The sequence below is a fragment of the Bradyrhizobium sp. 186 genome, from assembly GCF_023101685.1.
Classification (GTDB): Bacteria; Pseudomonadota; Alphaproteobacteria; order Rhizobiales; family Xanthobacteraceae; genus Bradyrhizobium.
In genome coordinates this window covers 4,446,151-4,468,411 of the sequence record NZ_CP082164.1, presented here as the reverse complement: position 1 = coordinate 4,468,411, position 22,261 = coordinate 4,446,151, and the positions used below count along the sequence as shown (strand labels likewise).

19 protein-coding genes are annotated in these 22,261 nt (G+C 64.3%); 6 read left to right on the top strand and 13 right to left on the bottom strand.

Features of this window, described 5'->3' with window-relative positions:
- Positions 1-50 precede the first annotated feature (50 nt).
- The 4 genes from IVB18_RS21285 to IVB18_RS21270 all read right to left on the bottom strand — a co-directional run bounded on the left by IVB18_RS21285 (position 51) and on the right by IVB18_RS21270 (position 3,217).
- A complete protein-coding gene (locus tag IVB18_RS21285) occupies positions 51-545 on the bottom strand; it encodes a DUF2267 domain-containing protein (RefSeq protein ID WP_247990919.1) in 495 nt (164 codons plus the stop codon).
- Between the two features lie 134 nt (positions 546-679).
- Positions 680-1,918 (bottom strand): cytochrome P450, encoded by a 1,239-nt coding sequence (locus IVB18_RS21280; protein WP_247990918.1) that lies wholly within the window; start codon positions 1,916-1,918, stop codon positions 680-682.
- Positions 1,919-2,010: 92 nt separating this feature from the next.
- The gene (locus IVB18_RS21275) at positions 2,011-2,337 is read right to left on the bottom strand and encodes a hypothetical protein (protein ID WP_247990917.1); all 327 of its coding nucleotides are present in this window, start codon (positions 2,335-2,337) and stop codon (positions 2,011-2,013) included.
- A 106-nt stretch (positions 2,338-2,443) separates the two neighbouring features.
- Positions 2,444-3,217: a ferredoxin--NADP reductase gene (locus IVB18_RS21270; RefSeq protein WP_247990916.1), complete on the bottom strand. Its 774-nt coding sequence runs from the start codon at positions 3,215-3,217 to the stop codon at positions 2,444-2,446.
- 159 nt (positions 3,218-3,376) lie between these two features.
- Here IVB18_RS21270 and IVB18_RS21265 point away from each other — a divergent pair, with 159 nt between their 5' ends.
- Both IVB18_RS21265 and IVB18_RS21260 read left to right on the top strand, forming a co-directional pair.
- Positions 3,377-4,573, top strand: coding sequence for an amidohydrolase family protein (locus tag IVB18_RS21265; RefSeq protein WP_247990915.1), 1,197 nt, complete (start codon positions 3,377-3,379; stop codon positions 4,571-4,573).
- A gap of 89 nt (positions 4,574-4,662) precedes the next feature.
- Positions 4,663-5,448 carry a class I SAM-dependent methyltransferase gene (locus IVB18_RS21260; protein ID WP_247990914.1) on the top strand — a complete coding sequence of 262 codons (786 nt, stop codon included), beginning with the start codon at positions 4,663-4,665 and terminating at the stop codon, positions 5,446-5,448.
- 437 nt (positions 5,449-5,885) lie between these two features.
- Here the strand turns inward: IVB18_RS21260 and IVB18_RS21255 are convergent, their stop codons facing one another.
- The 8 genes from IVB18_RS21255 to IVB18_RS21220 form a co-directional block, all read right to left on the bottom strand.
- Positions 5,886-6,341, bottom strand: coding sequence for a MarR family winged helix-turn-helix transcriptional regulator (locus tag IVB18_RS21255; protein ID WP_247990913.1), 456 nt, complete (start codon positions 6,339-6,341; stop codon positions 5,886-5,888).
- A 16-nt stretch (positions 6,342-6,357) separates the two neighbouring features.
- Entirely contained in the window at positions 6,358-7,062 is a 705-nt protein-coding gene (locus IVB18_RS21250; RefSeq protein WP_247990912.1) for an ABC transporter ATP-binding protein, read from the bottom strand.
- The gene (locus tag IVB18_RS21245) at positions 7,059-7,850 is read right to left on the bottom strand and encodes an ABC transporter ATP-binding protein (protein WP_247990911.1); all 792 of its coding nucleotides are present in this window, start codon (positions 7,848-7,850) and stop codon (positions 7,059-7,061) included. Before IVB18_RS21245 ends, IVB18_RS21250 begins: the two co-directional genes overlap by 4 nt.
- Positions 7,847-9,736, bottom strand: coding sequence for an ABC transporter permease (locus IVB18_RS21240; protein ID WP_247990910.1), 1,890 nt, complete (start codon positions 9,734-9,736; stop codon positions 7,847-7,849). The genes IVB18_RS21245 and IVB18_RS21240 overlap by 4 nt, the downstream gene beginning before the upstream one ends.
- 67 nt (positions 9,737-9,803) lie before the next feature.
- Positions 9,804-11,006 carry an ABC transporter substrate-binding protein gene (locus IVB18_RS21235; RefSeq protein WP_247990909.1) on the bottom strand — a complete coding sequence of 401 codons (1,203 nt, stop codon included), beginning with the start codon at positions 11,004-11,006 and terminating at the stop codon, positions 9,804-9,806.
- 39 nt (positions 11,007-11,045) lie between these two features.
- Positions 11,046-11,630 (bottom strand): amino acid synthesis family protein, encoded by a 585-nt coding sequence (locus IVB18_RS21230; RefSeq protein WP_247990908.1) that lies wholly within the window; start codon positions 11,628-11,630, stop codon positions 11,046-11,048.
- A 15-nt stretch (positions 11,631-11,645) separates the two neighbouring features.
- Positions 11,646-12,545: a UPF0280 family protein gene (locus tag IVB18_RS21225; RefSeq protein ID WP_247990907.1), complete on the bottom strand. Its 900-nt coding sequence runs from the start codon at positions 12,543-12,545 to the stop codon at positions 11,646-11,648.
- Positions 12,542-13,999, bottom strand: a complete 1,458-nt coding sequence (locus IVB18_RS21220) for a 6-hydroxynicotinate reductase (RefSeq protein ID WP_247990906.1) — start codon at positions 13,997-13,999, stop codon at positions 12,542-12,544. Before IVB18_RS21220 ends, IVB18_RS21225 begins: the two co-directional genes overlap by 4 nt.
- A gap of 254 nt (positions 14,000-14,253) precedes the next feature.
- Here IVB18_RS21220 and IVB18_RS21215 point away from each other — a divergent pair, with 254 nt between their 5' ends.
- Complete coding sequence (locus IVB18_RS21215; protein ID WP_247990905.1) at positions 14,254-14,736, top strand: (2Fe-2S)-binding protein; 483 nt, start codon at positions 14,254-14,256, stop codon at positions 14,734-14,736.
- Entirely contained in the window at positions 14,736-18,260 is a 3,525-nt protein-coding gene (locus tag IVB18_RS21210; RefSeq protein WP_247990904.1) for a molybdopterin cofactor-binding domain-containing protein, read from the top strand. The genes IVB18_RS21215 and IVB18_RS21210 overlap by 1 nt, the downstream gene beginning before the upstream one ends.
- Here IVB18_RS21210 and IVB18_RS21205 read toward each other — a convergent pair.
- A complete protein-coding gene (locus IVB18_RS21205; protein WP_247990903.1) occupies positions 18,257-19,225 on the bottom strand; it encodes a catechol 2,3-dioxygenase in 969 nt (322 codons plus the stop codon). The two genes, IVB18_RS21210 and IVB18_RS21205, sit on opposite strands and share 4 nt — an antisense overlap.
- Before the next feature lie 430 nt (positions 19,226-19,655).
- On the opposite strand from IVB18_RS21205, the gene IVB18_RS21200 reads away from it, so the two are divergent.
- Entirely contained in the window at positions 19,656-21,395 is a 1,740-nt protein-coding gene (locus tag IVB18_RS21200; RefSeq protein ID WP_247990902.1) for a DUF87 domain-containing protein, read from the top strand.
- A gap of 205 nt (positions 21,396-21,600) precedes the next feature.
- Positions 21,601-22,182, top strand: coding sequence for a peroxidase-related enzyme (locus IVB18_RS21195; protein WP_247990901.1), 582 nt, complete (start codon positions 21,601-21,603; stop codon positions 22,180-22,182).
- Positions 22,183-22,261 lie beyond the last annotated feature (79 nt).

Sequence of the window (22,261 nt, the reverse complement as noted above, 5' to 3'; positions counted from 1 at the left end):
AGGAGGTTTGACTGGTTAACGCGGACATCGCGCAGAAGGTTTCTCCCGGCCTAGTGCGACGTACCCTTCGACCGCGCGGATGGATCCGCTGTTGTGCGACCCGATGAGTCCTGCGTACCGGGCTCGCTCCAAATCATCCGCACCTCTTCCGGCAACGCCTCTCTCACCTTGTCGATCTGGCCCGCGCTCAAATGCCGCGACAAAACCTTGAAAACCGCACGCGCCGCGTCCTTGGTATCGACCGGTCGGCCGAACGTCAGTTCCGCGGCGATCATCTGAAGGAATTCGTCGAGGGAACGTACCCGTTTTGGCAGCTCCGATGGCCGGAACTGATCGTAGTACGCGCCACGGACCAACAGCGGCAATTGCGATCCGAGATGCGCGGCGAGTTCGATCGGCAGGCGGTCGCGCAATGCGTGCAACACGGCGCCCGTCACGCGCCATGATTGCTGGTCATCGAGCCCCATCTCTTCACCGATCTCATTGAGCCAGAGGTGCGTGGTTTGTGCCGTCTTATCGAACACGGGAATAGCGCTGGAACCCATTGCGAACCTCCACCTCGGATTCTTGAGCTTTGGATTACAACAGATGCGACTGCGCGCCGTTCCCAGACACGATATAAGTTGAGATCAAATCCGGATACTGGAACTGGCTGGTTGCGCCCAGCGAGCCGGGATCGTCAGGCGGCTTCCTTCGTCGACGCGGCCGGTGCGGCATCGTCGAACACGGGAAGTCTGTCGAGCGCCCGAATGCCCGGTCGCCGGCGCCAGCGGATTTGCGCCGGCTCGACTGCGAGACCGAGCCGCGGCCAGCGCGTCAACAACGCTTCCAACGCACACGCCGCCTCGATCCGCGCGAGCTGGTGACCGAGACAGAAATGAAATCCGGTGCCGAAGGAGATGTGGCGGTTCGGCTTGCGCTGTAGATCGAGCCGTTCGGGATGATCGTGCTCCGCCGGATCCATGTTGGCCGCGGCAAGCATGACCATGACGCGATCGCCCTTCTTCAGGCGCACGCCTCCGAGCTCGATGTCTCGCCGCACGTAGCGCGGCTTTGAGAACTGTACCGGTGAGACGAAGCGCAAAAACTCCTCGACGGCGAGAGGAAGGCGGCTCCAATCCTCCTCCAACCAGTCGCGCAGAGCGGGATTTTTGAGGACTTCATAGACCGACCCGCTAATGAGGTGCGTCGTGGTCTCCGAGCCCGCCGCCAGCAACAGGAACACCATCGACACCATTTCGCTCGGCGTGATCTGGCCGCCTTCCCGCTCGACCTGGACCAACTCGGCGATCAGGCCCTCGCCGCCCTGCTCGCGCGCGATCTGCAACCGCGTTTCGAGATAGCGTCGCATCTTTCGGAACGCAAACAGCAGGCGAAAGAAGCCGGCGATGTTGGTCAGGGAGGACATCGAATTGGCCCAGGCGATGAACCTCGGCCGATCCGCCGGCGGCAGGCCCAACAGTTCGGAGATCACCGACAGCGGCAGGATGCGCGCATAGCGCTGGACGAGATCAGCGGGGCTGCAATTCGCAAACAGGTCCGCCGCGAGATCATCGGCGATGGCGCGAATGCGTGGCTGCATGTCCATGATCGCGCGGCGGCGAAAGGCTTCGTCCACGATGCTGCGCAGCCGCGTGTGGTCCGGCTCGTCCATCGTCAGCATGTTGTTGGCAATGGTCGTGATGAGTTTCGGCATCCACCAGCGCAGGCCTGCGATCTCGCCGTCTTCCCTGCGCAGCGTGAAGGTGGCACCGTCCTTCAGCACCTGCGCCGTCGTCTCATGGGTCGTCGTGATCCAGACTTCGCCGACGAGCGGAAAGCGCGCAGCGATCACCGGTCCCGCGGTCCGGAGCCGCGCAATGGTCGCAGGCGGATCGCGAAAGAACGTGTCGCTGGTGAAATCGATACGCGGTGTCATGGCTCGCCCGCGTTCCTGACGGCCTCACCAGATGGTGGGCCCCGCCGGAGGCGCAAGGGCTGGAACCCCGCAGATCCGGCTTGCCGATCGACCTAGCCGCGTTCCGGCGAACGCTGGCCGGTCTTACGCTGCTGCTGGCTGGTATAGGCGTCCCAATGGCTCCAACTGCCGTTGCTGAGGCTTTGTCGATCGGTTGCGAGCGGACGGCGGGTGCGCTTGTCGTAGTCCGCGATCGAGCGTTCGGATTGCGCGATCTTGTGCTTGAGCTCCGCGATCGCCTTCTGGGTCTGGCCGTTCCGCTTCGACGAGGCGATCTCACCCATCGTGAAGCGCGCGGTCTCGAGCACCTTCAACTCGGCACGGTTCTTCTTCAACTGGACCCGGTGCCAGGCGATGTTGCTGTCGCTGTCCGCAACCATGTGGGAACTCCGCTGATTCGCAGCCACATAGTATCGCGGGCCGAATCGACGCCGCAACGGGCGCGCGGCGGCGAAAATACGGTCTTATTGCGCGAAAATTTCGCGATCAGCGTTCCGCGAAGGCCTTTTCGACCACGAACTGGGCCGGCTCGCCATGATTGCCTTCGACGAAGCCGCGCTCGCCCAGCAGCACGCGGGTATCCGCCACCAGCGCCGGGCTGCCGCAGATCATCACGCGGTCATGGGCTGCTTCCAGCGCCGGCAAGCCGATATCGGCAAACAGCTTGCCCGAGGTGATGAGGTCGGTGATGCGGCCGCGGTTGCGGAAGGGATCGCGGGTCACGGTCGGGTAGTAGATCAGCTGGCTGCGGATGTAGTCGCCGAGCAGGTCGTCGTTCGGCAGCGTCTTGGTGATCATCTCGCCGTAGGCGAGCTCCCTGACGTGACGGCAGCCGTGCAGCAGCACCACCTTCTCGAAACGCTCATAGGTCTCCGGATCCTTGATCACGCTCAGGAACGGGGCCAGCCCGGTGCCGGTGCCGATCAGATAGAGGTTGCGCCCTTCCTCAAGATTGTCGATCACGAGCGTGCCGGTGGCCTTGCGACTGACGATGATCTCGTCGCCTTCCTTCAGGTGCTGGAGCCGCGAGGTCAGCGGGCCGTCCGGCACCTTGATCGAGAAGAACTCCAGCGTGTCCTCGTAATTGGCGCTGGCGACGCTGTAGGCCCGCAGCAGCGGCCTCTCACCGACCTTGAGCCCGATCATGGTGAATTCGCCGTTGCGGAAACGGAAGGTCGGGCTGCGGGTGGTCTTGAAGCTGAACAGCGTGTCGGTCCAGTGGTGGACGCTCAAAACGCTTTCCTGGTTGAAATTGCTCATCTCACCTTCCCTGTCGCTTGCCTGCGGTTCCGGGGCGAACGTCATCTATGCGTCATTTGTACACGATCATTCGTATACTAATGAATAATCCGGCTTGATCCCGCGGTCAAGGCTGCCCAAGATCGGAAGCGTTGCAGTTAAGGACAAGGACCCCCTTCCATGGCGCATGACGCACCCCAGGCCACCGGACCTTCGAAGCTCGTGATCCGCAATATCGGCCTGATGCTGTCGGGCGCGCTGGAAAAGCCGATCCTGGATGGCGACACCATCGTCGCCGAGAACGGCAAGATCACCGCGATCGGCCGCTTCAAGGATCTCGATACGGAAGGCGCGACCACCATCGTCGACGCTCAAGGCACGACCGTTGCACCGGGCCTGATCGACAGCCACGTCCACCCCGTTGCCGGCGACTGGACGCCGCGGCAGAACCAGACCAACTGGATCGACAGCTACCTCCATGGCGGCGTCACCACCATGATCTCGGCCGGCGAAGTGCACATGCCCGGCCGCCCCCGCGACGTCGTCGGCCTGAAGGCCATGGCGATCTTCGCCCAGCGCGCGTTCTGGACGCTGCGTCCGGGCGGCGTGAAGGTTCATGCCGGTGCGCCGGTGATCGAATGCGAGATGGTCGAAGAGGATTTCAAGGAGTTGGCCGCCGCCGGCGTCAAGCTGCTCGGCGAAGTGGGCTTGGGCGGAGTCAAGGACGGCCCCACCGCACGCAAGATGGTCGGGTGGGCGCGCAAATACGGCATCCAGAGCACGATCCACACCGGCGGCCCCTCGATCCCCGGCTCCGGCCTGATCGACAAGGACGTTGTACTTGAGGCCGACACCGACGTGGTCGGCCACATCAATGGCGGCCACACCGCGCTCCCGGACGACCAGATCCGCTGCATCTGCGAGGGCTGCAAGCGCGGCCTCGAGCTCGTTCACAATGGTAACGAGCGCTCCGCCCTGTTCACGCTGCGCACAGCGCGCGAGATGGGCGATTTGCACCGCGTCATCCTCGGCACCGATGCGCCCGCCGGCTCCGGCGTGCAGCCGCTCGGCATCCTGCGCATGGTCTCGATGCTGTCCTCGCTCGGTGACCTGCCGGCCGAGATCGCCTTTTGTCTCGCCACCGGCAACACCGCGCGGATGCGCGAACTCGACTGTGGCCTGATCGAAGTCGGCCGCTCCGCCGACTTCGTCCTGATGGACAAGGCGCAGCATTCGCCCGGCAAGAACATCCTGGACAGCGTGCAGCTCGGCGACCTTCCCGGCATCGGCATGACCATCATCGACGGCATCGTGCGCACCCAGCGCAGCCGCAACACGCCGCCGGCAGGCAAGGTGCCGGAGATCGTGGCGAAGTAGATGCCTGAAATCCGGAACGCACCTTGACTTTGGTCGGCCCCTTACCGGAGGCATCCTGGCCGATCTTTGATTTAATTTCCGGTGACAGCATGTTCGATAAATTTGCAGACCGGTTACGTCGGACGGCTTTTTTCTCGGCAGCTATCGACATCGCGCGCCGGACATTGCCGACGCCGGTGCTGACGTGGATGCGCTCGCAAATGGTGCGCAATCTGCGCGGCACGCCCGGCGAAGTGTTCGGCGAAATCTATCGGCGCAACATCTGGGGTTATCAGGAAACTGCTTCCGGCGGCGGATCCACCCTGCACAATACTCAAAGAGTACGAGCAAGCCTGCCCGACCTGGTCGGCGACCTCAAGATCCGCACCCTGCTCGACTTGCCTTGCGGCGATTTTCATTGGCTGTCGAAGATCGAACTTCCGGTGGCGCACTACATCGGGGGTGACATCGTCCCGGAGTTGGTCGAATGCGCGGCTAAACAATTCGGCCGGCCGGATCGCACCTTCCGCCGGATCGACCTCTGCAAAGATCCGCTTCCGGAAGCCGACCTGCTGCTCTGCCGGGACTGCCTCGTTCATCTGTCCGAGGACATGATCTTTCAAGCGATCGAAAACATCCTCCGGTCCGACATCAGATATCTTCTGACCACCACCTATCCGGATGGCCGAAACCGCGCGATTCGCGCGGGCGACTTCTTCACCATCGATCTGTGCGCGCCACCCTACAACTTCCCGCCGCCGATCACGGTGCTCGACGACGGGGTGCCGCCGTTCGACCGGCGGCAGCTGGCGCTATGGGAAGTCGAAAGCCTGCGTAAGATCCGGTGGGACGGCATGTCGGGCCGACAACCGGTGGCTAGGCCGGGAAAGACGTGATCGCCTGAATCAGCGACGTTTGAAGGTCTCACAACGCACGTAAACTTGGTGCTTGGCTTGGCCGACCGGGCCGTTCTCAACCGGCTATCCGCGCCGATCGAAATCCGGGGATTGGAGCGAAACTTCTCCCCCTCGCCTTCGCAAGCGAGCCGCATCTTCCAGCTTCGATTGGCCTCGGCGGTGATCTCGCTGGCACGGCAGCGGGTCTCGTACCAGTAGAGGCGGTTGCCGCCTTCGATGCTCATGCGGTTGGCACTGTCCTGATCGCGGCAATCCTTTTTGGTCGACGCCCAAAAACCCTCATAGGCTTGGGTTGCCCAGACAGGGCCGCAACCGGCCGCCAATGCCGCGCCGACACTCAATACCGTCGCAAAGCGCTTCGCCGCCCTCATTCCGAACATCCCCGATGAAATCGATTCATCGAGGTTAGTCGCCGCTCACCGCAACTTGTTCAATAGCGCCATCAGCGTCTCGCGCTCCTTGGCATCGAGCGGTGCAAGCGTCTCACGGGTGATGGCGAGCGCATTCGGCGCGACTTTTTCCGCGACCTGCTGGCCGGCGCGCGTGAGGCTGACCAGCAGCCGCCGCCCGTCATCGGGATCCTGGCTCGTCTCGGTCAATCCGCGCGCAGTCAAGCGATCGATCACGCCCTTGATCGTCGCGACGTCCATCGCCGTCAGACGCCCGAGCTGGTTCTGCGAGCACGGTCCGGTCTCGGCGAGTTTCGACAGCGCCGCCCATTGCGTCGGCGTGATATTGGTGCCGATGTCGCGGGCGAAGATCGAGCTATGACGCTGCCAGACCTGGCGCAGGATAAAGCCGACCTGCTCGTCGAGCACATAGGAGGGCTTCGCCTGCTTGACGCTCTTCTTCACCGCAACGCTTCTCGCCATTGACTGCCCGTCCCCCTCACAACGACAGATGCGCATCGCGGATATCCGGGCGCGCATCGAGCTCGACCATCGTGCCGCCGAAGCAGATCCGGCCGCGCTCGATGATGTAGGCGCGATCGGATATCAGCCGCGCAAAGTGCAGATTCTGCTCGGAGACGACGATGCTCACGCCTTCCTTCTTCATGGTCAGGATGGCATCGACCATCTGCTCCACGATCTTCGGCGACAGACCTTCCGAGGGTTCATCCAGCAGCACCAGCGACGGATTGCCCATCAGCGTGCGCGCGATCGTCAGCATCTGCTGCTCGCCGCCGCTCATGCGGCCGCCCGGCCGGTTGCGCATCTCGCTCAGGTTCGGAAACAGCGTGAACAGCTTTTCGCGGGTCCAGAACGGCGCGTTCGGCCGCTTCGGCTGCCGGCCGACCTCGAGATTCTCCTCGACCGTCAGATCGGTGAAGATGCGGCGCTCCTCCGGCACATAACCGAGGCCGTCGCGCACGATCTCATGCGTCGGCCGCACCGATACGTCCTTGCCTTCGAACATGATGCGGCCGGAGCGCTGCGCCACGAGGCCGACGATCGAGCGGAACGTCGTCGACTTGCCGGCGCCGTTGCGCCCGAGCAGCGCCACCACCTCGCCCTCGCCGACCTCGAAGCCGATGTCGAACAGGATATGCGCCGGGCCATAATGGCTGTTGAGCCCTTCGACCGTGAGCTTCATGCCGAGGCTCCCTCGCGATGGCGGGAATCGTAGACCAGACCTTCGCCGAGATAGACCGCCTGCACCTGCGGATTGCCACGCACCTCCGACGGCGAGCCCTCGGCAATCAGCGTGCCGCGGTTAAGCACGATGATGCGGTCGGCATGCTCGAACACCACATCCATGTCATGCTCGGTGAAGAGCACGCCGATCGACTTCTCCCGCGCGATCTGCGCGGTCAGACGCATCAGGTCGACGCGCTCGCGCGGCGCCATGCCGGCGGTCGGCTCGTCCATCAGCAGCAACTTCGGCTGGTTGGCGAGGGCCACCGCCAGCTCGAGCCGCTTGAGGTCGCCATAGGCGAGCTCGCCACACGGGCGATCCGCGTAGCCCCCCATGCCGACGAGTTCGAGCAGACGGCCGGCCTCGCCGCGGTCGAAGTTCGGGGCCGAGCCCCAGAGATTGAACAATTGCTTTCCGTGCGAGATCAGCGCGACCTGCACGTTCTCGCGCACCGTCATGGTCGCGAACGTCGCCGTGATCTGGAACGTGCGCCCGACCCCGAGCCGCCAAATCTCGCGCGGCTTCTTAGCCGTGGTGTCCTCGCCGAGAAGACGGACGTGCCCCGTGTCAGGCTTGTTCTGGCCGTTGAGCATGTCGAAGCAGGTGCTCTTGCCCGCACCGTTCGGGCCGATCAGAGCCAGAATTTCACCGGCGCGCAGTGAGAACGAGACGCCGCGCACGGCATGGATGCCGCCGTAGGATTTGGTCAGGCCTTCGACCGCGAGAAGTGGGGGTGCGACACTCATTCGGCGGACTCGATCGGCTTGGCAAGCAGGGTTGCCCCCGGCGGCGACGTGCTCTTGCGCCGTTGCGCGAGCATCTCCAGCATGCCGACGATGCCCTTCGGGAAAACCACGACGATCAGAACAATGAAGCCGCCGAGCACCAGTTTGGAGAGATCGGTCTGGCTGATCAGCCAGATGTTGAGCGCCTTGTAGACGATCGCGCCGATCACCCCGCCCGACACCGTCTCGACGCCGCCGAGCAGCACCATGACGAGCGCGTCGACCGAGAGCGAAATGCCGAGATTGTCGGGGAAGACGCTGCCCTTGAGGTAGGCGAACAGCGCACCGCCGATGCCGGCCGTCGTTCCCGCGATCACGAAGGCTGTCCACTGCATCCGCTTGACGTTGACGCCAACGGCTTCGCTGCGCAACGCCGAATCACGGGTGGCGCGCAAGCCGTAGCCGAACGGCGAGAACACTGCGATGCGCAGCGCGACCGTCACCAGCGCGGCGACACCGAGCGCCAGCCAATAGAAATGCGACGGGCTCGCCGCCCAGCTCGAAGGCCAGACACCCAGAATGCCGTTGTCGCCGCCGGTCACGCTCACCCACTGAAACGCGATCGACCACACGATCTGCGCGAACGCGAGCGTCAGCATCGCAAAATAGACCCCAGAGAGCTGCACCGCGAAGAAGCCGAACACGGCGGCGCCGAGGCAACCGAGTAGCGGCCCGAGCAGCAGGCAGAAGATCATCGGCAGTCCCGCCATCTTGGCGAGGAAGGCGACGCCGTAGGCGCCGAGCCCGAAATAGGCGGCATGGCCGAAGGACGCGAGCCCGCCGACCGCCATCAGGAAATGCAGGCTCACGGCGAAGATCACGAAGATCGCGATTTCCGAGCCGACGGTCAGCGCATAGTTGCCGGCAAACAGCGGCAGCGTCGCCGCGATGATCAGTGCTGCCAGCGCAGCCAGCCGCTCGTTCAAGGTCAACGGGCGCCAGGGATTGACGGTGAGACCCGGCGTCTTGCGCGCCGGCGCCTCGGGCCGGCCGAACAGGCCCCAGGGCCGCACGATCAGCACCGCAGCCATCACGAGGAAGACGAGGATGATGGAAATCTTCGGAAAGATCAGGATACCGAAGGCGTTGAGCTCGGAGACGAGCACCGCCGCAACGAAGGCGCCGATGATGCTGCCGAGGCCGCCGATCACGACGACGACGAAAACCTCGACGATGATGCGCAAATCCATGGCGTGATGGACTGCATCGCGCGGGATCTGGAGCGCGCCGCCGAGCGCGGCGAGGAACACGCCAACCGCAAACACGCTCGTGAACAGCCATTTCTGATTGACGCCGAGCGCCGCGACCATGTCGCGATCCTGCGTCGCCGCCCGCACCAGCACGCCCCAGCGCGTGCGCTGGAACAGCAGCCAGAGAATGCCGAGCACGACGGGACCTAGCACGATCAGGAATAGATCGTAGCTCGGGATGTTCTGGCCGAAGAAATCGACAGCGCCCTTGAAACCCGGCGCGCGGCGGCCGACGAGATCGTCAGGTCCCCAGACCAGCACCACGAGATCCTCGACCATCAAAGTCAGGCCGAAGGTCGCAAGCAGCTGGAACAATTCCGGCGCATGATAGATGCGCCGGAGCAGCACCATCTCCACGATGACACCGATCAGCGCCACCGCGAGCGCCGCGGCGACGATGCCGCCCCAGAAGCCGAACGCGCCCGAAAGGCGCTCCGTCAGCGTGAAGGCGATATAGGCGCCGATCATGTAGAAGGCGCCATGCGCGAAATTCACGATCCGCGTCACGCCAAAAATGATCGACAGGCCCGACGCCACCAGGAACAGCGACGCTGCGCTGGCGAGACCGGTCAGAAACTGTACGACATAAAAGGCCATCGGCGGTCCGGGTTGGGTTTGGAGTCACCTCTCCCCGCCCTTGCGGGGAGAGGGAGAGGAAAGAACATCAATCCTTCGGACGCAGCTTCTCGACTTCGGCGTCGCTCGGCAAATAATCCGCGCCCTTCTTGTAGGCGGAGTCCACCATTACGCCCTTGCCGTCCTTCAGCGCGGTCTTGCCGACATAGGCGCCGAGCGTCGACTGGTGGTCGATCTTGCGGAAGGTGATTTCGCCGAGCGGCGACGGCATCGACAGCCCCTCCGCCGCAGCAATCAGCTTCTCCGGATCGGTCGAGCCGGCCTTCGCAAGAATTGCCGCCGCCGACTTGATCGTCTGGTAGCCGACGATCGAGCCCAGACGCGGATAGTCGTTGTACTTGGCCTGATAGGCCTTCAGGAACGCATCGTGCTCGGGCGTCTTGATCGAGTACCAGGGATAGCCGGTGACGATCCAGCCCTCTGGCGTCTCTTCCTTGAGGGGATCGAGGTATTCGGGCTCGCCGGTCAGGAAGGAGACAACCTCACGCCCCTTGAACAGGCCGCGGGTGTTGCCTTCGCGCACGAGCTTCACAAGGTCGGCGCCGAAGGTGACGTTGAGGATCGCCTCCGGATTGGCCGCAGCAACGGCCTGCACCACCGGGCCCGCGTCGATCTTGCCCTGCGGCGGCCACTGCTCGTCGACCCATTGGATGTCAGGCCGCTTTTCCGACATCAGCTTTTTGAACACCGCGACCGCGGACTGGCCGTATTCATAGTTCGGCGCGATCGTCGCCCAGCGCTTGGCCGGCAGCTTGCTCGCGGCTTCCACCAGCATCGCCGCCTGCATGTAGTTGGAGGGACGCAGGCGGAAGGTGTACTTGTTGCCCTTCGACCAGGTCACGGCATCCGTCAGCGGCTCGGCTGCGAGGAAAAACACCTTCTTCTGGTTGGCGAAGTCGCTGACTGCGAGACCGATGTTCGACAGGAACGTGCCTGTGAGCATCGCAACGCCCTCGCTCGAGACAAGTTCGTTGGCCGCGGTCTGTGCGTCGGCCGGCTTGCCGCCGTCGTCCTTGGAGATGACGACAAGCTTCTTGCCGTTGATGCCGCCGGCCGCGTTGATCTCCTCGACCGCGAGCTGCCAGCCCTTGCGATACGGCTCGGTGAAAGCCGGCAACAGCGAATAGCTGTTGATCTCGCCGATCTTGATGTCCTGCGCCAAGGCCGAATGAGTCATGCCGCCGGCCAGAAGCGCGAACGCCGCGCCCACAAAATAGTTTCTTGCTCGCATCCCAACCTCCAGTTTTGAATTCACTATTCCAGACCGTCTCTATCTCAGACCGTCCTCGCCCTTGATCTCCGCAACCGTCAGCCCGCCGACGCGCGCCAGCGGACGGCCGCTATCGGTGACGGCGACCGCCACCATGATCTCGTTGGCACGCGGCGCGTCGTTGATCTGCACTTCCATGCCGTCGAAATGACTGCGCACGAAGGCCGCATCCTTATGTCCGAGCGGAATGTCGAGCGTCGTGCCGGGGCCGCTGCGCTTCTTCGACGACGGAATCAGCGCCGCGCCCTTGCTCAGAACTTTCCGCACCGGCGCGCCCATCTTGGGATGGAGGATTGCAGCCGCGTGCTCCAGCTCGCCATTCTCGCCGACCGCGGCCGCCTTGCCATAGCTCTGCGCTTTCGACCCCTCGATGCCGAGCGCGGCCACCGCGCGCTTCGACAGGAGTTCGCCGAGTTCCTCGCCGATCGCGATCAGCGGCGAAAGGTCCTCGACATATCTTCCGGCAAAGGGATTTTCGATCACGGCGATCGCGGCGGCGCGCCGGGTCGGCGGCGACACGGGCCTACCCATCTCGATCTGCGTCTCTTCGACGACGGTGACGATCTTGCGGATGATCGCGCTCATGTTTCCGGTCCCTGCTCAGGCATGAATCGCGTTCTCCAACACAGGCGGGCGCGACCGTTGCCGATCAATATCTTTTGCTCCGATGACAAGCATATCACCACAAAGCTGCAAAACGGCACCCTCGATCAATCCGCGATCGAACAATTGTCGTGCACATTCCGCGCCAGATTCGAGCGCCCTCGCGATTTCGGCCCGCGACAATTCACCGACATCGCGGGTGACGAGGCGCGCGCCGAGATCGCTGTCGGGCTGAAGCTCATTGGCTGGCCGCCGGATGATGGCGGGATGCCCGGGCAGATCGACGGCATTGGCGATGACCGTCGCGGCGGCGTCGGCCTGTGATGCGGTCGCCGCGAACACCGTCACAGCGTCGGCAATCCCAAGCGAAAAACTGCGGCCGTGGCGTCCGCTGGTCGCGACCCCGCGCACGGGATCATCGGCCTCGACCTTCATCGTCCGCAGCACGCCATCGCGATCGGGCCGATCCATCAGGCCGACCGAAAAATGCTCGTCCTCGCCTAGATGAAGCGCGATGTCGCCGCCATTGTTGACATAAGCCCGATCAAGCGATGCAACCTTCAGCATTGCGCCCAGAATTTCCTCCGCGACGCTGCCCGCCACCGCAGCCATCGGCGTGATGAAGCAATCGGCGGCATAGGGCGCGACGGCGGCATGCATCCGACGTGCGACAATGCCGTTCAGCGAACACGTCCCGGGTTCCGACGACTTGCGCAATTCCGTCAGCTCCGCGCAGAGCTCATCGAGCAGGCCGGTGAAGCGCCGTGCGGCAGCCTCATAGGCCGTGCGCACGTCATGCGCGCGCGCCCTCGCCTCGACGATCAGATCAATCGGACCATCCTGCAAATGCAGCCGCCGGCCATCAGACAGCAGTGCGATTTGCGGGAGCCTTGTCATGCCCGGCGGCCCGGAATCGGGTTCTGCCAGGGCAACTGGCGGACATCATCGCCGCCCTTCACCTCGGAGAGCGGTTTCACGTAATCCATATGCCCGCCGAGCGCGGCGTAGTCGGTCAGCTTCATCGTGAATTCGATCGGCGCGACCAGCGCGGGTGTCGGCACGTAGCCGAACGCGCCGGCCGGCATCTGCGTCACGTCGACCATGTAGGTGATGCCGCCGCCCGGCCAGACATAGACCGGCGCGCCGCCGCTGGTGACACGAGTCAACGCATCCTTCACCGAGCGCGTCAGCCGCACCGGATTGTCGGTGACGCCCGCCCGCAGCGAGCCGCCGGCACCGGCCATGAACAGCACCGTGCACAGCGCCGGCTCGCAATTCTCCTGGATGCGCTTGACCGAAAACTTCAGGTCAGCCGGCATCTCCGTCTCGACCGGCTTCAAGCCCTCATCGAGTACATAATAGGACGAATGCTCGCCGGTCGTGGAGACCATCAGCATGGTCAGACCGGCCTTGGCTTCCTTCGCATCGAACGGCCCGAGGATCGCCAGCGGATCGGAAATGTTGGTGCCGCCCCACCCCGTGCCGGGATCGGCGACCTGGAAATAGCGGCCGGGCGTCGAGCGCCGGCCCTTCATCTTGATGCCGGTGTCGGCGATGTCGAGCAGCTTGCCGGCCTGATGCTCGCTGAGCACGCCGGTGATATGGTCGTCGACCACGACTACCTCATCGACCTTGCCGTGCCATTGTTTCGCGAACATGCCGATCGTCGCCGAGCCGCAGCCCACGCGCATGCGCTCTTCCTTGACGCCGTTGACGATCGGCGGCTGGCCTGCCTGCACCACCACCGTTGCGCCGCCGTCGACGGTGAGCTCGACCGCCTTGCAGTTGGCAAGATCCATCAGCGCGTCGCAGGTGGCGCGGCCCTCCTTCTTGGAGCCGCCGGTCAGATGATGCACGCCGCCGAGCGACAGCATCTGCGAGCCGTACTCGCTGGTCGTGACGTGGCCGACCGCCTCGCCTTGCGCACGAACGGTCGCGGTCTCCGGGCCGAGATAGCGGTCGGTGTCAATCTTCACCTTGATGCCGCAATACGAGAAGATGCCCTCGGTGACCACCGTCACCATGTCGACGCCGTCGACTTCCGCGGAGACGATGAACGGCGCCGGCTTGTAGTCGGGATAGGTGGTACCCGCGCCGATCGCGGTCACAAAGGTCGAGGGCTCATGGACGATCTTGCCGTCCCAATCTTCCGTGCGGCTGAACGGCACCAGCTTGCCGCCCTGGGACACCGTGCGTTCGAGGATGATGTGCGGATCGACGCGGACGAGCTTGCCGTCATGGTTGGCATAGCGGTCGCAGGCACCCGCCGCGCCCGGCTTGATGTAGCACATCACCGGACAGGCATCGCAGCGGATCTTGTCGGTGGCGGCGCTCGTCGTTTCAGTCACCATGTCACAGCCATGCGGATCACGACGGGTTATCATTCGTATACGAACGATGTTGCGCGCGCTCCCGATAGCTGTCAAGCGGCGGTGCGCGCGAAAAGACGCGGCTGCCGAATAAAACCTCATTTGCCTTCCGCCCCTGTCCACAAAGCGGGCAATCGCGCTGCACTGCGGCATGCCGACTTGCACGTTTGTGTACAAACGGTATCGTCGCGACGTACAATTTTTGCGACCATGTCGTCGCGGGCTTGGGAACGAGGATGACGCAGACACCGATCCGCCTCACTGTGAACGGCGGGATCTACGACGTCACCGCGGCGCCGCAGACGCCGCTGCTCTATGTGCTGCGCAACGATCTGCAACTCAACGGCCCAAAATACGGCTGCGGTCTTGGCGAATGCGGCACCTGTACTGTCCTGATCGACGGCAGCGCCGCTCGCTCTTGCGTCGTCCCGGTCAGCGGCTGCGCAGGGCGTGACATCGTGACGCTCGAAGGACTCGGCACGCGCGACAAGCCTGATCCCGTGCAACAAGCCTTCATCGACGAGCAGGCGGCGCAATGCGGCTATTGTCTCAACGGCATGATCATGACCACCAAGGCACTGCTCGCGATCAATCCGCAACCGACCGAGCAGGAGGCGATGGCGGCGCTGCGCTACAATCTCTGCCGCTGCGGCACGCATGTCGAAATCCTCCGCGCGGTGATGCGCGCGTCCGGCCAGCTCGCCGAGGCCGGTAATTGATGGCCTCCCCTCTTTCGAACGGAGCTGAGCGGCAATCGGGGTCGCTCGTCGTCGTCCGCACGCTGGCGGAGGGCGCATCCGAGACTTTCGTCCGGATCACCGCGGATGGTTCGGTCACCGCCTATAACGGCCATGTCGATCTCGGCACCGGGATCCGCACAGCGCTCGGCCAGATCGTGGCCGAAGAACTCGACGTCTCCTTTGCGCGCGTCGTCGTGGTGCTCGGCGATACCGCCGTTGTGCCGAACCAGGGCGCGACGATCGCCAGCGAAACCATCCAGATCACCGCGATTCCCCTGCGCAAGGCCGCCGCGCAGGCACGGCACTTCCTGATCGCGCGCGCCGCCGAGCGGCTGGAGCTGCCGGCTGCCGATCTCGGTATCGAGGACGGCCTCGTCCGCGGGCACAATCGCAGCGTCAGCTATGGCGAATTGATCGGCGGCGAGACCATCCGCCTCGAGCTTGCCGACGACGTCGCCCTCAAGCCCGTCGGCGATTACGCCATCGTAGGCCAATCTGTCCCGCGCGTTGACTTGCCCGCGAAGGCCACGGGCGAACTGACGTTCGTGCACGATATCCGCGTGCCCGGCATGCTGCACGGCCGCGTCGTGCGTCCACCCTATGCCGGTGTCGATGCCGGACCGTTCGTCGGCACCAGCCTGATCGCGGTCGACGAATCCTCGGTGCGCGATATCCCCGGGATCATTGCCGTCGTGCGCATCGGTGACTTCGTCGGCGTGGTTGCCGAGCGCGAGGAGAATGCGATTCGAGCGGCGGCGCAGCTCGCGGTGAGCTGGAAGCCGACGCCCACCCTGCCCGATCTCGCCGATGTCGAGACGGCGCTGCGCGCCAATCCATCGACACCGCGCACGCTGATCGACAAGGGCGACATCGACGCGGCAATCGCCGGCGCCGCCAAGCCGATGCCGCGCACCTATGTCTGGCCATACCAGATGCACGCCTCGATCGGCCCCTCCTGCGCGGTGGCCGATTTCCAGGACGGCAACATCCGGGTCTGGTCGGGCACGCAGAACCCGCACGTGCTGCGCGGCGACCTTGCGCTGCTGATCGAGCGGCCGGAGAACGAGATCGAGGTGATCCGCCTGGAAGCCGCCGGCTGCTATGGCCGCAACTGCGCCGATGACGTCACGGCGGACGCGTTGCTGTTGTCGCGTGCGGTCGGCCGGCCCGTGCGCGTACAGTTGACGCGCGAGCAGGAGCACGCCTGGGAGCCCAAGGGCACCGCGCAGCTCATCGACGTTAATGGCGGGTTGAACGCGGATGGCGGCATCGCGGGCTATGATCTCGCCACGCGCTATCCCTCGAACGCCGCGCCGACGCTGGCGCTTATGCTCACCGGCCGTATTTCGCCCGAGCCCGCAGTGCTCGAGATGGGCGACCGCACCGCGATCCCGCCTTACGACTACGACCACATGCGCGTCGTCGCGCATGACATGGCGCCGATCGTCCGCGCCTCCTGGTTTCGCGGCGTCTCGGCACTGCCGAACACGTTTGCACATGAATCCTATATCGACGAGCTCGCGACCGAGGCCGGCGTCGATCCGATCGAATACCGCCTGCGTTATCTGAAAGACCAGCGCGCTGTCGATCTCGTCAATGCCGTGGCCGAGCGCGCGGGCTGGACGCCACGGCCGGTGCGGCAGGAGCAGGACGGCGAGGTCGCGCACGGGCGCGGCTTTGCTTACGCGCTCTACGTCCACAGCAACTTTCCGGGCTATGGCGCGGCGTGGTCGGCCTGGGTCGCCGACGTCGCCGTGAACAAGACCACCGGCGATGTCAGCGTGACGCGCGTCGTCGCGGGGCAGGATTCCGGGTTGATGATCAATCCGGACGGGGTCCGCCACCAGATCCACGGCAACGTCATCCAATCCACCAGCCGCGCGCTAATGGAAGAGGTCTCCTTCGAGCGCGGCGCGGTGGCCGCGCGCGAATGGGGCGCCTATCCGATCATCCCCTTCCCCGATGTGCCGAAGATCGACGTCCTATTGCTGCCGCGGCCGGACCAGCCGCCGCTCGGCGTCGGCGAGTCCGCGTCGGTGCCAAGCGCAGCGGCGATCGCCAATGCCATCTTCGATGCCACCGGCGTGCGCTTTCGCGAGCCGCCGTTCACGCCGGAGCGCATCCTGAGAGGGCTCCACGGCGATGCCCCGGCTGCGCCGCAGGCTCTGTCCGCTCCGGCCGCGCCGCCGCAGTCTCGCATCTGGCAAAATCCTTTCGCGAAACACACCGGCATCTTCGCGACGATTGCGGCAGTCTGCACCGCCGCGATCGGCATCGGCGCAGCGCTGCTGCCTGGGCGCGCGATTGCGCCGATCGCGCGGCCCGATGCATCCGTCTATTCTGCCGCAACGATCGCGCGCGGCCAGCAACTGGCGGCGCTCGGCAATTGCGCGGAGTGTCACAGCACGATCGGCGGCGCGCTCAACGCCGGCGGCCGCGCGCTAGAGACGCCGTTCGGTACGATCTACTCGACCAACATCACGCCCGACATCGAGACCGGCATCGGCGCCTGGTCCTATCCCGCCTTCGAGCGCGCGATGCGGGATGGGCTCCACCGCGACGGACGCCAGCTCTATCCCGCCTTTCCCTACACGCATTTTTCGAAGACGAGCGAGGCCGACCTTCAAGCGCTCTACGCCTATTTGGTCGCACAGCCGGCGGTGCGCGCGACAGTGCCAGCGAATACGCTCGCCTTCCCGTTCAATCTGCGTCCGCTGCTCGCGGGATGGAATGCGCTGTTTCATCAGACACGCGAGTTCAAGCCTGATCCCGCAAAATCCGAACTTTGGAATCGCGGCGCGTATCTCGTCGAGGGTCTCGGCCATTGCAGCGCTTGCCATTCGCCGCGCAACGCGCTCGGCGCCGAGCAGCGCGAGACCTATCTCGCCGGCGGCTTTGCCGAGGGCTGGGAAGGGCCGCCACTGACTTCGCTCTCGCAGGCGCCGATCGCCTGGAGCGAGGACGAGCTTTTCGCGTATTTGCGCACCGGCCACTCGCGCTATCACGGCGTCGCAGCCGGCCCGATGGCACCGATCATCAGGGATCTCGCGGCCCTGCCCGATCAGGATATCCGGGCGATGGCGGTCTATCTCAACTCGTTCAACGACGCCGCGACTGATCGACAAGCACAGGATGCGCTCGCCGCGAAGCTCGAAGGCGCGACGCAAGTCACCGTCGCCTCCGCCGGCGCACGGCTCTATCAGGGCGCCTGCGCGGTCTGCCACGAGGTCGGCGGCCTGCCGCTGTTCGGCAGCCGGCCCTCGCTCGCGCTCAACAGCAATCTGCACAGCAGAACACCCGACAACCTCGTGCAGGTCATCCTGCACGGCGTCACCGAGCCGGCCTCGAGCGATCTCGGCTACATGCCCGCGTTCAAGGACAGCATGAGCGACGCGCAGGTCGAAGAGCTCGTCACCTTCCTGCGCAAGCAGTTCGCGCCGGACAAGCCGGCGTGGAGCGGCGTGAGCGAAATGATCGCCCGCCTACGCGCTTCAGCGCATTAGGAATGTTTCTTGACCTCCACCGGCGGCGTGCCGTGGGTGTGGAAGGACTCGATCGTCTTCAATCCCCACGCCTGGCCCTTCTTGCGCTCCTCTTCCGTCCAGACGATCGGCCTCCAGTCCGGCGCGAGGATCAGCCGCGCACCGGCATTGGCGACTTCAACGCGGTTGCCGCCGGGCTCGTAGACGTAGAGGAAGAAGGTCTGCTGGATTGCGTGCTTGTGCGGGCCGGTCTCGATATGGACGCCGTTCTCGAGAAAGATGTCGGCAGCGCGAAGAATCTCCTCGCGGCTGTCGAGCGCGTAGGTGACGTGGTGAAAGCGGCCCGGCACGCCGGAATGGTCCAGTGAATAGGCGAAGTCGTAGCTCTTGTTCGACATCGTCAGCCACATCGCGGCTTCGCGGCCGTCATTGAGCACGATCTGCTCGGTCAGGCGGCAGCCGAGATAGTTCTCGAAGAATTCGCGGTTGGCCTTGATGTCGGCGGCGAGGCAATTGAGATGATCGAGGCGACGGACGTTGACGCCGCGCGCGGGAAAACGCTGGGCCTGGTTCTTCAGCGCAGGTTTTAGCTCGGGCGGCGCCTGATACCATTCGGTCTCATAATAGAGCTCGACGATGTGGCCGTCGGGATCGCGGCAGCGGAAGGTCGGCCCCTGCCCCATGTCGCCGTCGGTCCAGCCGATGTCGAAGCCGGAACCCTGGAGCGCAGCGACGCGGCGCTCAAGCGCCTGCTGGCTGCGCGCGCGCAGCGCCATGTGTTCCATGCCGGAGGTTTTTGACGCGGTGAGCTTGAGTGAATAGCGCTCGTAATCGTCCCAGCCGCGCAGATAGACCGACTCGCCTTTTTGCCCGCTGACGGTCATGCCCATGACGTCGACGAAGAATCTCAGGCTCTCGTCCGGCTTCGGCGTCAGCAGCTCCATATGGCCGAGATGAGCGAGATCGAGGATCGGTTCGGGCTGCATGGGGTTCCTCCAAGGCGTAGCCGCGATCTTTCCATCGGATCGCGCGATCGGGCGCGGGGCGCAATGACGATCGCCGCGACCGGGCGGCGCTGACGGCTTCATTTGTACCAATGTACAAATGATTAGGTCCCGTCAACAAATCAACCCCCTGCCCCTGTCCCTCCGCATCATCGGGCCGCGTCGTCCTCGAGCCAGCGGCCCTCGGTCGACTGCTCGGACGGTAAAATCTTCCTTAAGCCTTTTGGGCCCATCGGCCTAGAAAAGCAGCGTTTTCCGGCTGATTCCGCCAACAAGTATGCATTAGGAACAAACCTACCCGCCGAATTGTCGCAGATTTAACAAAGCGCGCGCGCCTGCCGTTTAACCGTTTGTGCAGCCCGGGCTCTCATAGTCGGGGACAAACTCCTCGCTCTCGCCAGGTTCATTCATCGTGACATCCTTTGGACGCGTGATTTCGGTTCGCGGATCGCTCGCCCGGGTCGGGCTTTTGGCCGCAAGCCAAATGCCGGTCTCGGAGGTTCGGGCGACCGTCGGCCGTTTCGTCAGCATCCGCTGCGCCAGCTCGGTCATCGTCGCCATGATCACCGAGGTGTCCTGCGAGAACCTCTCGAACACCGACAATTTGATCGCGATCGCGTCCGTCGATCTGCTCGGCGAAATTCTCAACGCCGCCGACAAGGCCAAATTCCAGCGCGGCGTCACCAACTATCCGACCATCGGCGATGCCGTCGACCTGATCACGAGCCAGGAGCTGCGTACGATCTACGCGCCGACGGGATCGGACCAGATCAATGTCGGCTTCCTCCAGCAGGACCGCTCCGTCGTCGCCTATGTCGATATCGAGGAAATGCTGTCCAAGCACTTTGCGGTGCTGGGATCGACCGGCGTCGGCAAATCGACCGGCGTGTCGCTGCTGCTCAACGAGATCCTCAAGGCGCGCCCGAACCTGCGCATCTTCCTGCTCGACGTCCACAACGAATATGGCCGCTGCTTCGGCGACCGCGCGCTGGTGCTCAACCCGCGAAACCTCAAGCTGCCGTTCTGGCTGTTCAATTTCGAGGAAATCGTCGACGTGCTGTTCGGTGGCCGCGCCGGCGTGCCCGAGGAGCTCGACGTCCTCGCCGAGGTGATCCCGATCGCCAAGGGCATCTACACCCAGTACCAGAACGCCGACCGCCTCGGCCTGAAGCGAATCGATCCCAAGCAGATCGGCTTCACCGTCGACACGCCGGTGCCGTACCGCCTGGTGGATTTGATTTCGCTGATCGACGAGCGCATGGGCAAGCTGGAAAACCGCTCCTCGCGCATCATCTATCACAAGCTGATCTCGCGCATCGAAGCGGTGCGCAACGACCCGCGCTACGCCTTCATGTTCGACAACGCCAATGTCGGCGGCGATACCATGGCCGAGGTGATCAGCCATCTGTTCCGCCTGCCCGCCAACGGCAAGCCGATGACGGTGATGCAGCTCGCCGGCTTCCCGGCTGAAGTCATCGATTCCGTCGTCTCGGTGCTGTGCCGCATGGCGTTCGATTTCGGCCTGTGGAGCGACGGCGTTTCGCCGATGCTGTTCGTCTGCGAGGAGGCGCACCGCTACGCATCCGCCGACCGCAATGTCGGCTTCGGGCCGACCCGCAAGGCGGTATCGCGGATCGCCAAGGAAGGCCGCAAATACGGCGTCTATCTCGGCCTCATCACCCAGCGTCCCGCCGAACTCGACGCCACCATCATCTCCCAGTGCAACACGCTATTCACGATGCGTCTTGCCAACGAACGCGACCAGGCGTTGCTCCGCGCCGCGGTGTCGGATGCGGCCGCGAACCTGCTCTCGTTCGTGCCCTCGCTCGGCACCCGCGAGGTGCTAGCGTTCGGCGAAGGCGTCGCGTTGCCGACCCGGCTGCGATTCAAGGAAGTGCCGCCGCATCAATTGCCGCGTGGCGAAGCCACCATCAGCAGCGTACCGTCCGTCACCTCCGGTCACGACATGCATTTCGTCGGCGCCGTGCTCGAGCGCTGGCGCGGCGCCACCTCGCAGCGCGACGTGCCGAACGATCCGGTTTTTTCCCAGCCGCCCGCCAAGACGCTCGCCACGGCGGAGGCCCCGATGCTGCAGCCCTCGATGGGCCTCGACCCGGATCGCTTCTCGCTGCTGAAAAAGCCACTGCGGTAAGCGCGGACCATCGCCTCCACATATTCCGCTGTCATGCCCCGCGAAGGCGGGACATCCAGTACGCCGCAGCCCCTCCGTATTCCATCACCGTCTCTGGGATACTGGATCGCCCGATTGAATCGGGCGATGACAGTGAACGCGTGGCACGTTGAGGCGGCCGCCCGCATGGACTATGTTTGCCGCCCCCGATCCGGAAAACAAGCCAATGACAAAGCCCGCCACGCAACGCTTTCCCGCTCCCGCGCTCGACACGCTGCCCGACGATATCCGCACGCGGCTCCTTGCCGTGCAGGAAAAGAGCGGCTTCGTGCCGAACGTATTTCTCACGCTGGCCTACCGCCCCGACGAGTTCCGCGCGTTCTTCGCCTATCACGATGCGCTGATGGAGAAGGACGGCGGCCTCACCAAGGCCGAGCGCGAGATGATCGTGGTGGCGACCTCGGCGGCCAATCAGTGTCAGTATTGCGTGATCGCGCATGGTGCAATCCTGCGCATCCGCGCCAAGAACGCGCTGATTGCCGACCAGGTCGCGGTGAACTACCGCAAGGCCGACATCACGCTGCGGCAGAAGGCGATGCTCGACTTCGCGATGAAGGTCTCGACGGATGCGCAGCGAATTTCCGAGGATGATTTTGCAGCGCTCGCGCCGTACGGCTTCAGTGACGACGACATCTGGGACATCGCCGCGATCTCAGCCTTCTTCGCGTTGTCGAACCGCCTGGCGAATTTCACCGGCATGCGGCCAAACGACGAGTTCTATCTGATGGGACGCCTGCCGAAGAAATGATCGACCGCTTTGTGTCTCGAACGCGAAAGCAACGCGTCACCGGCAACGCAGCGGACGGGTTCCCGCTTGACGGGAACTC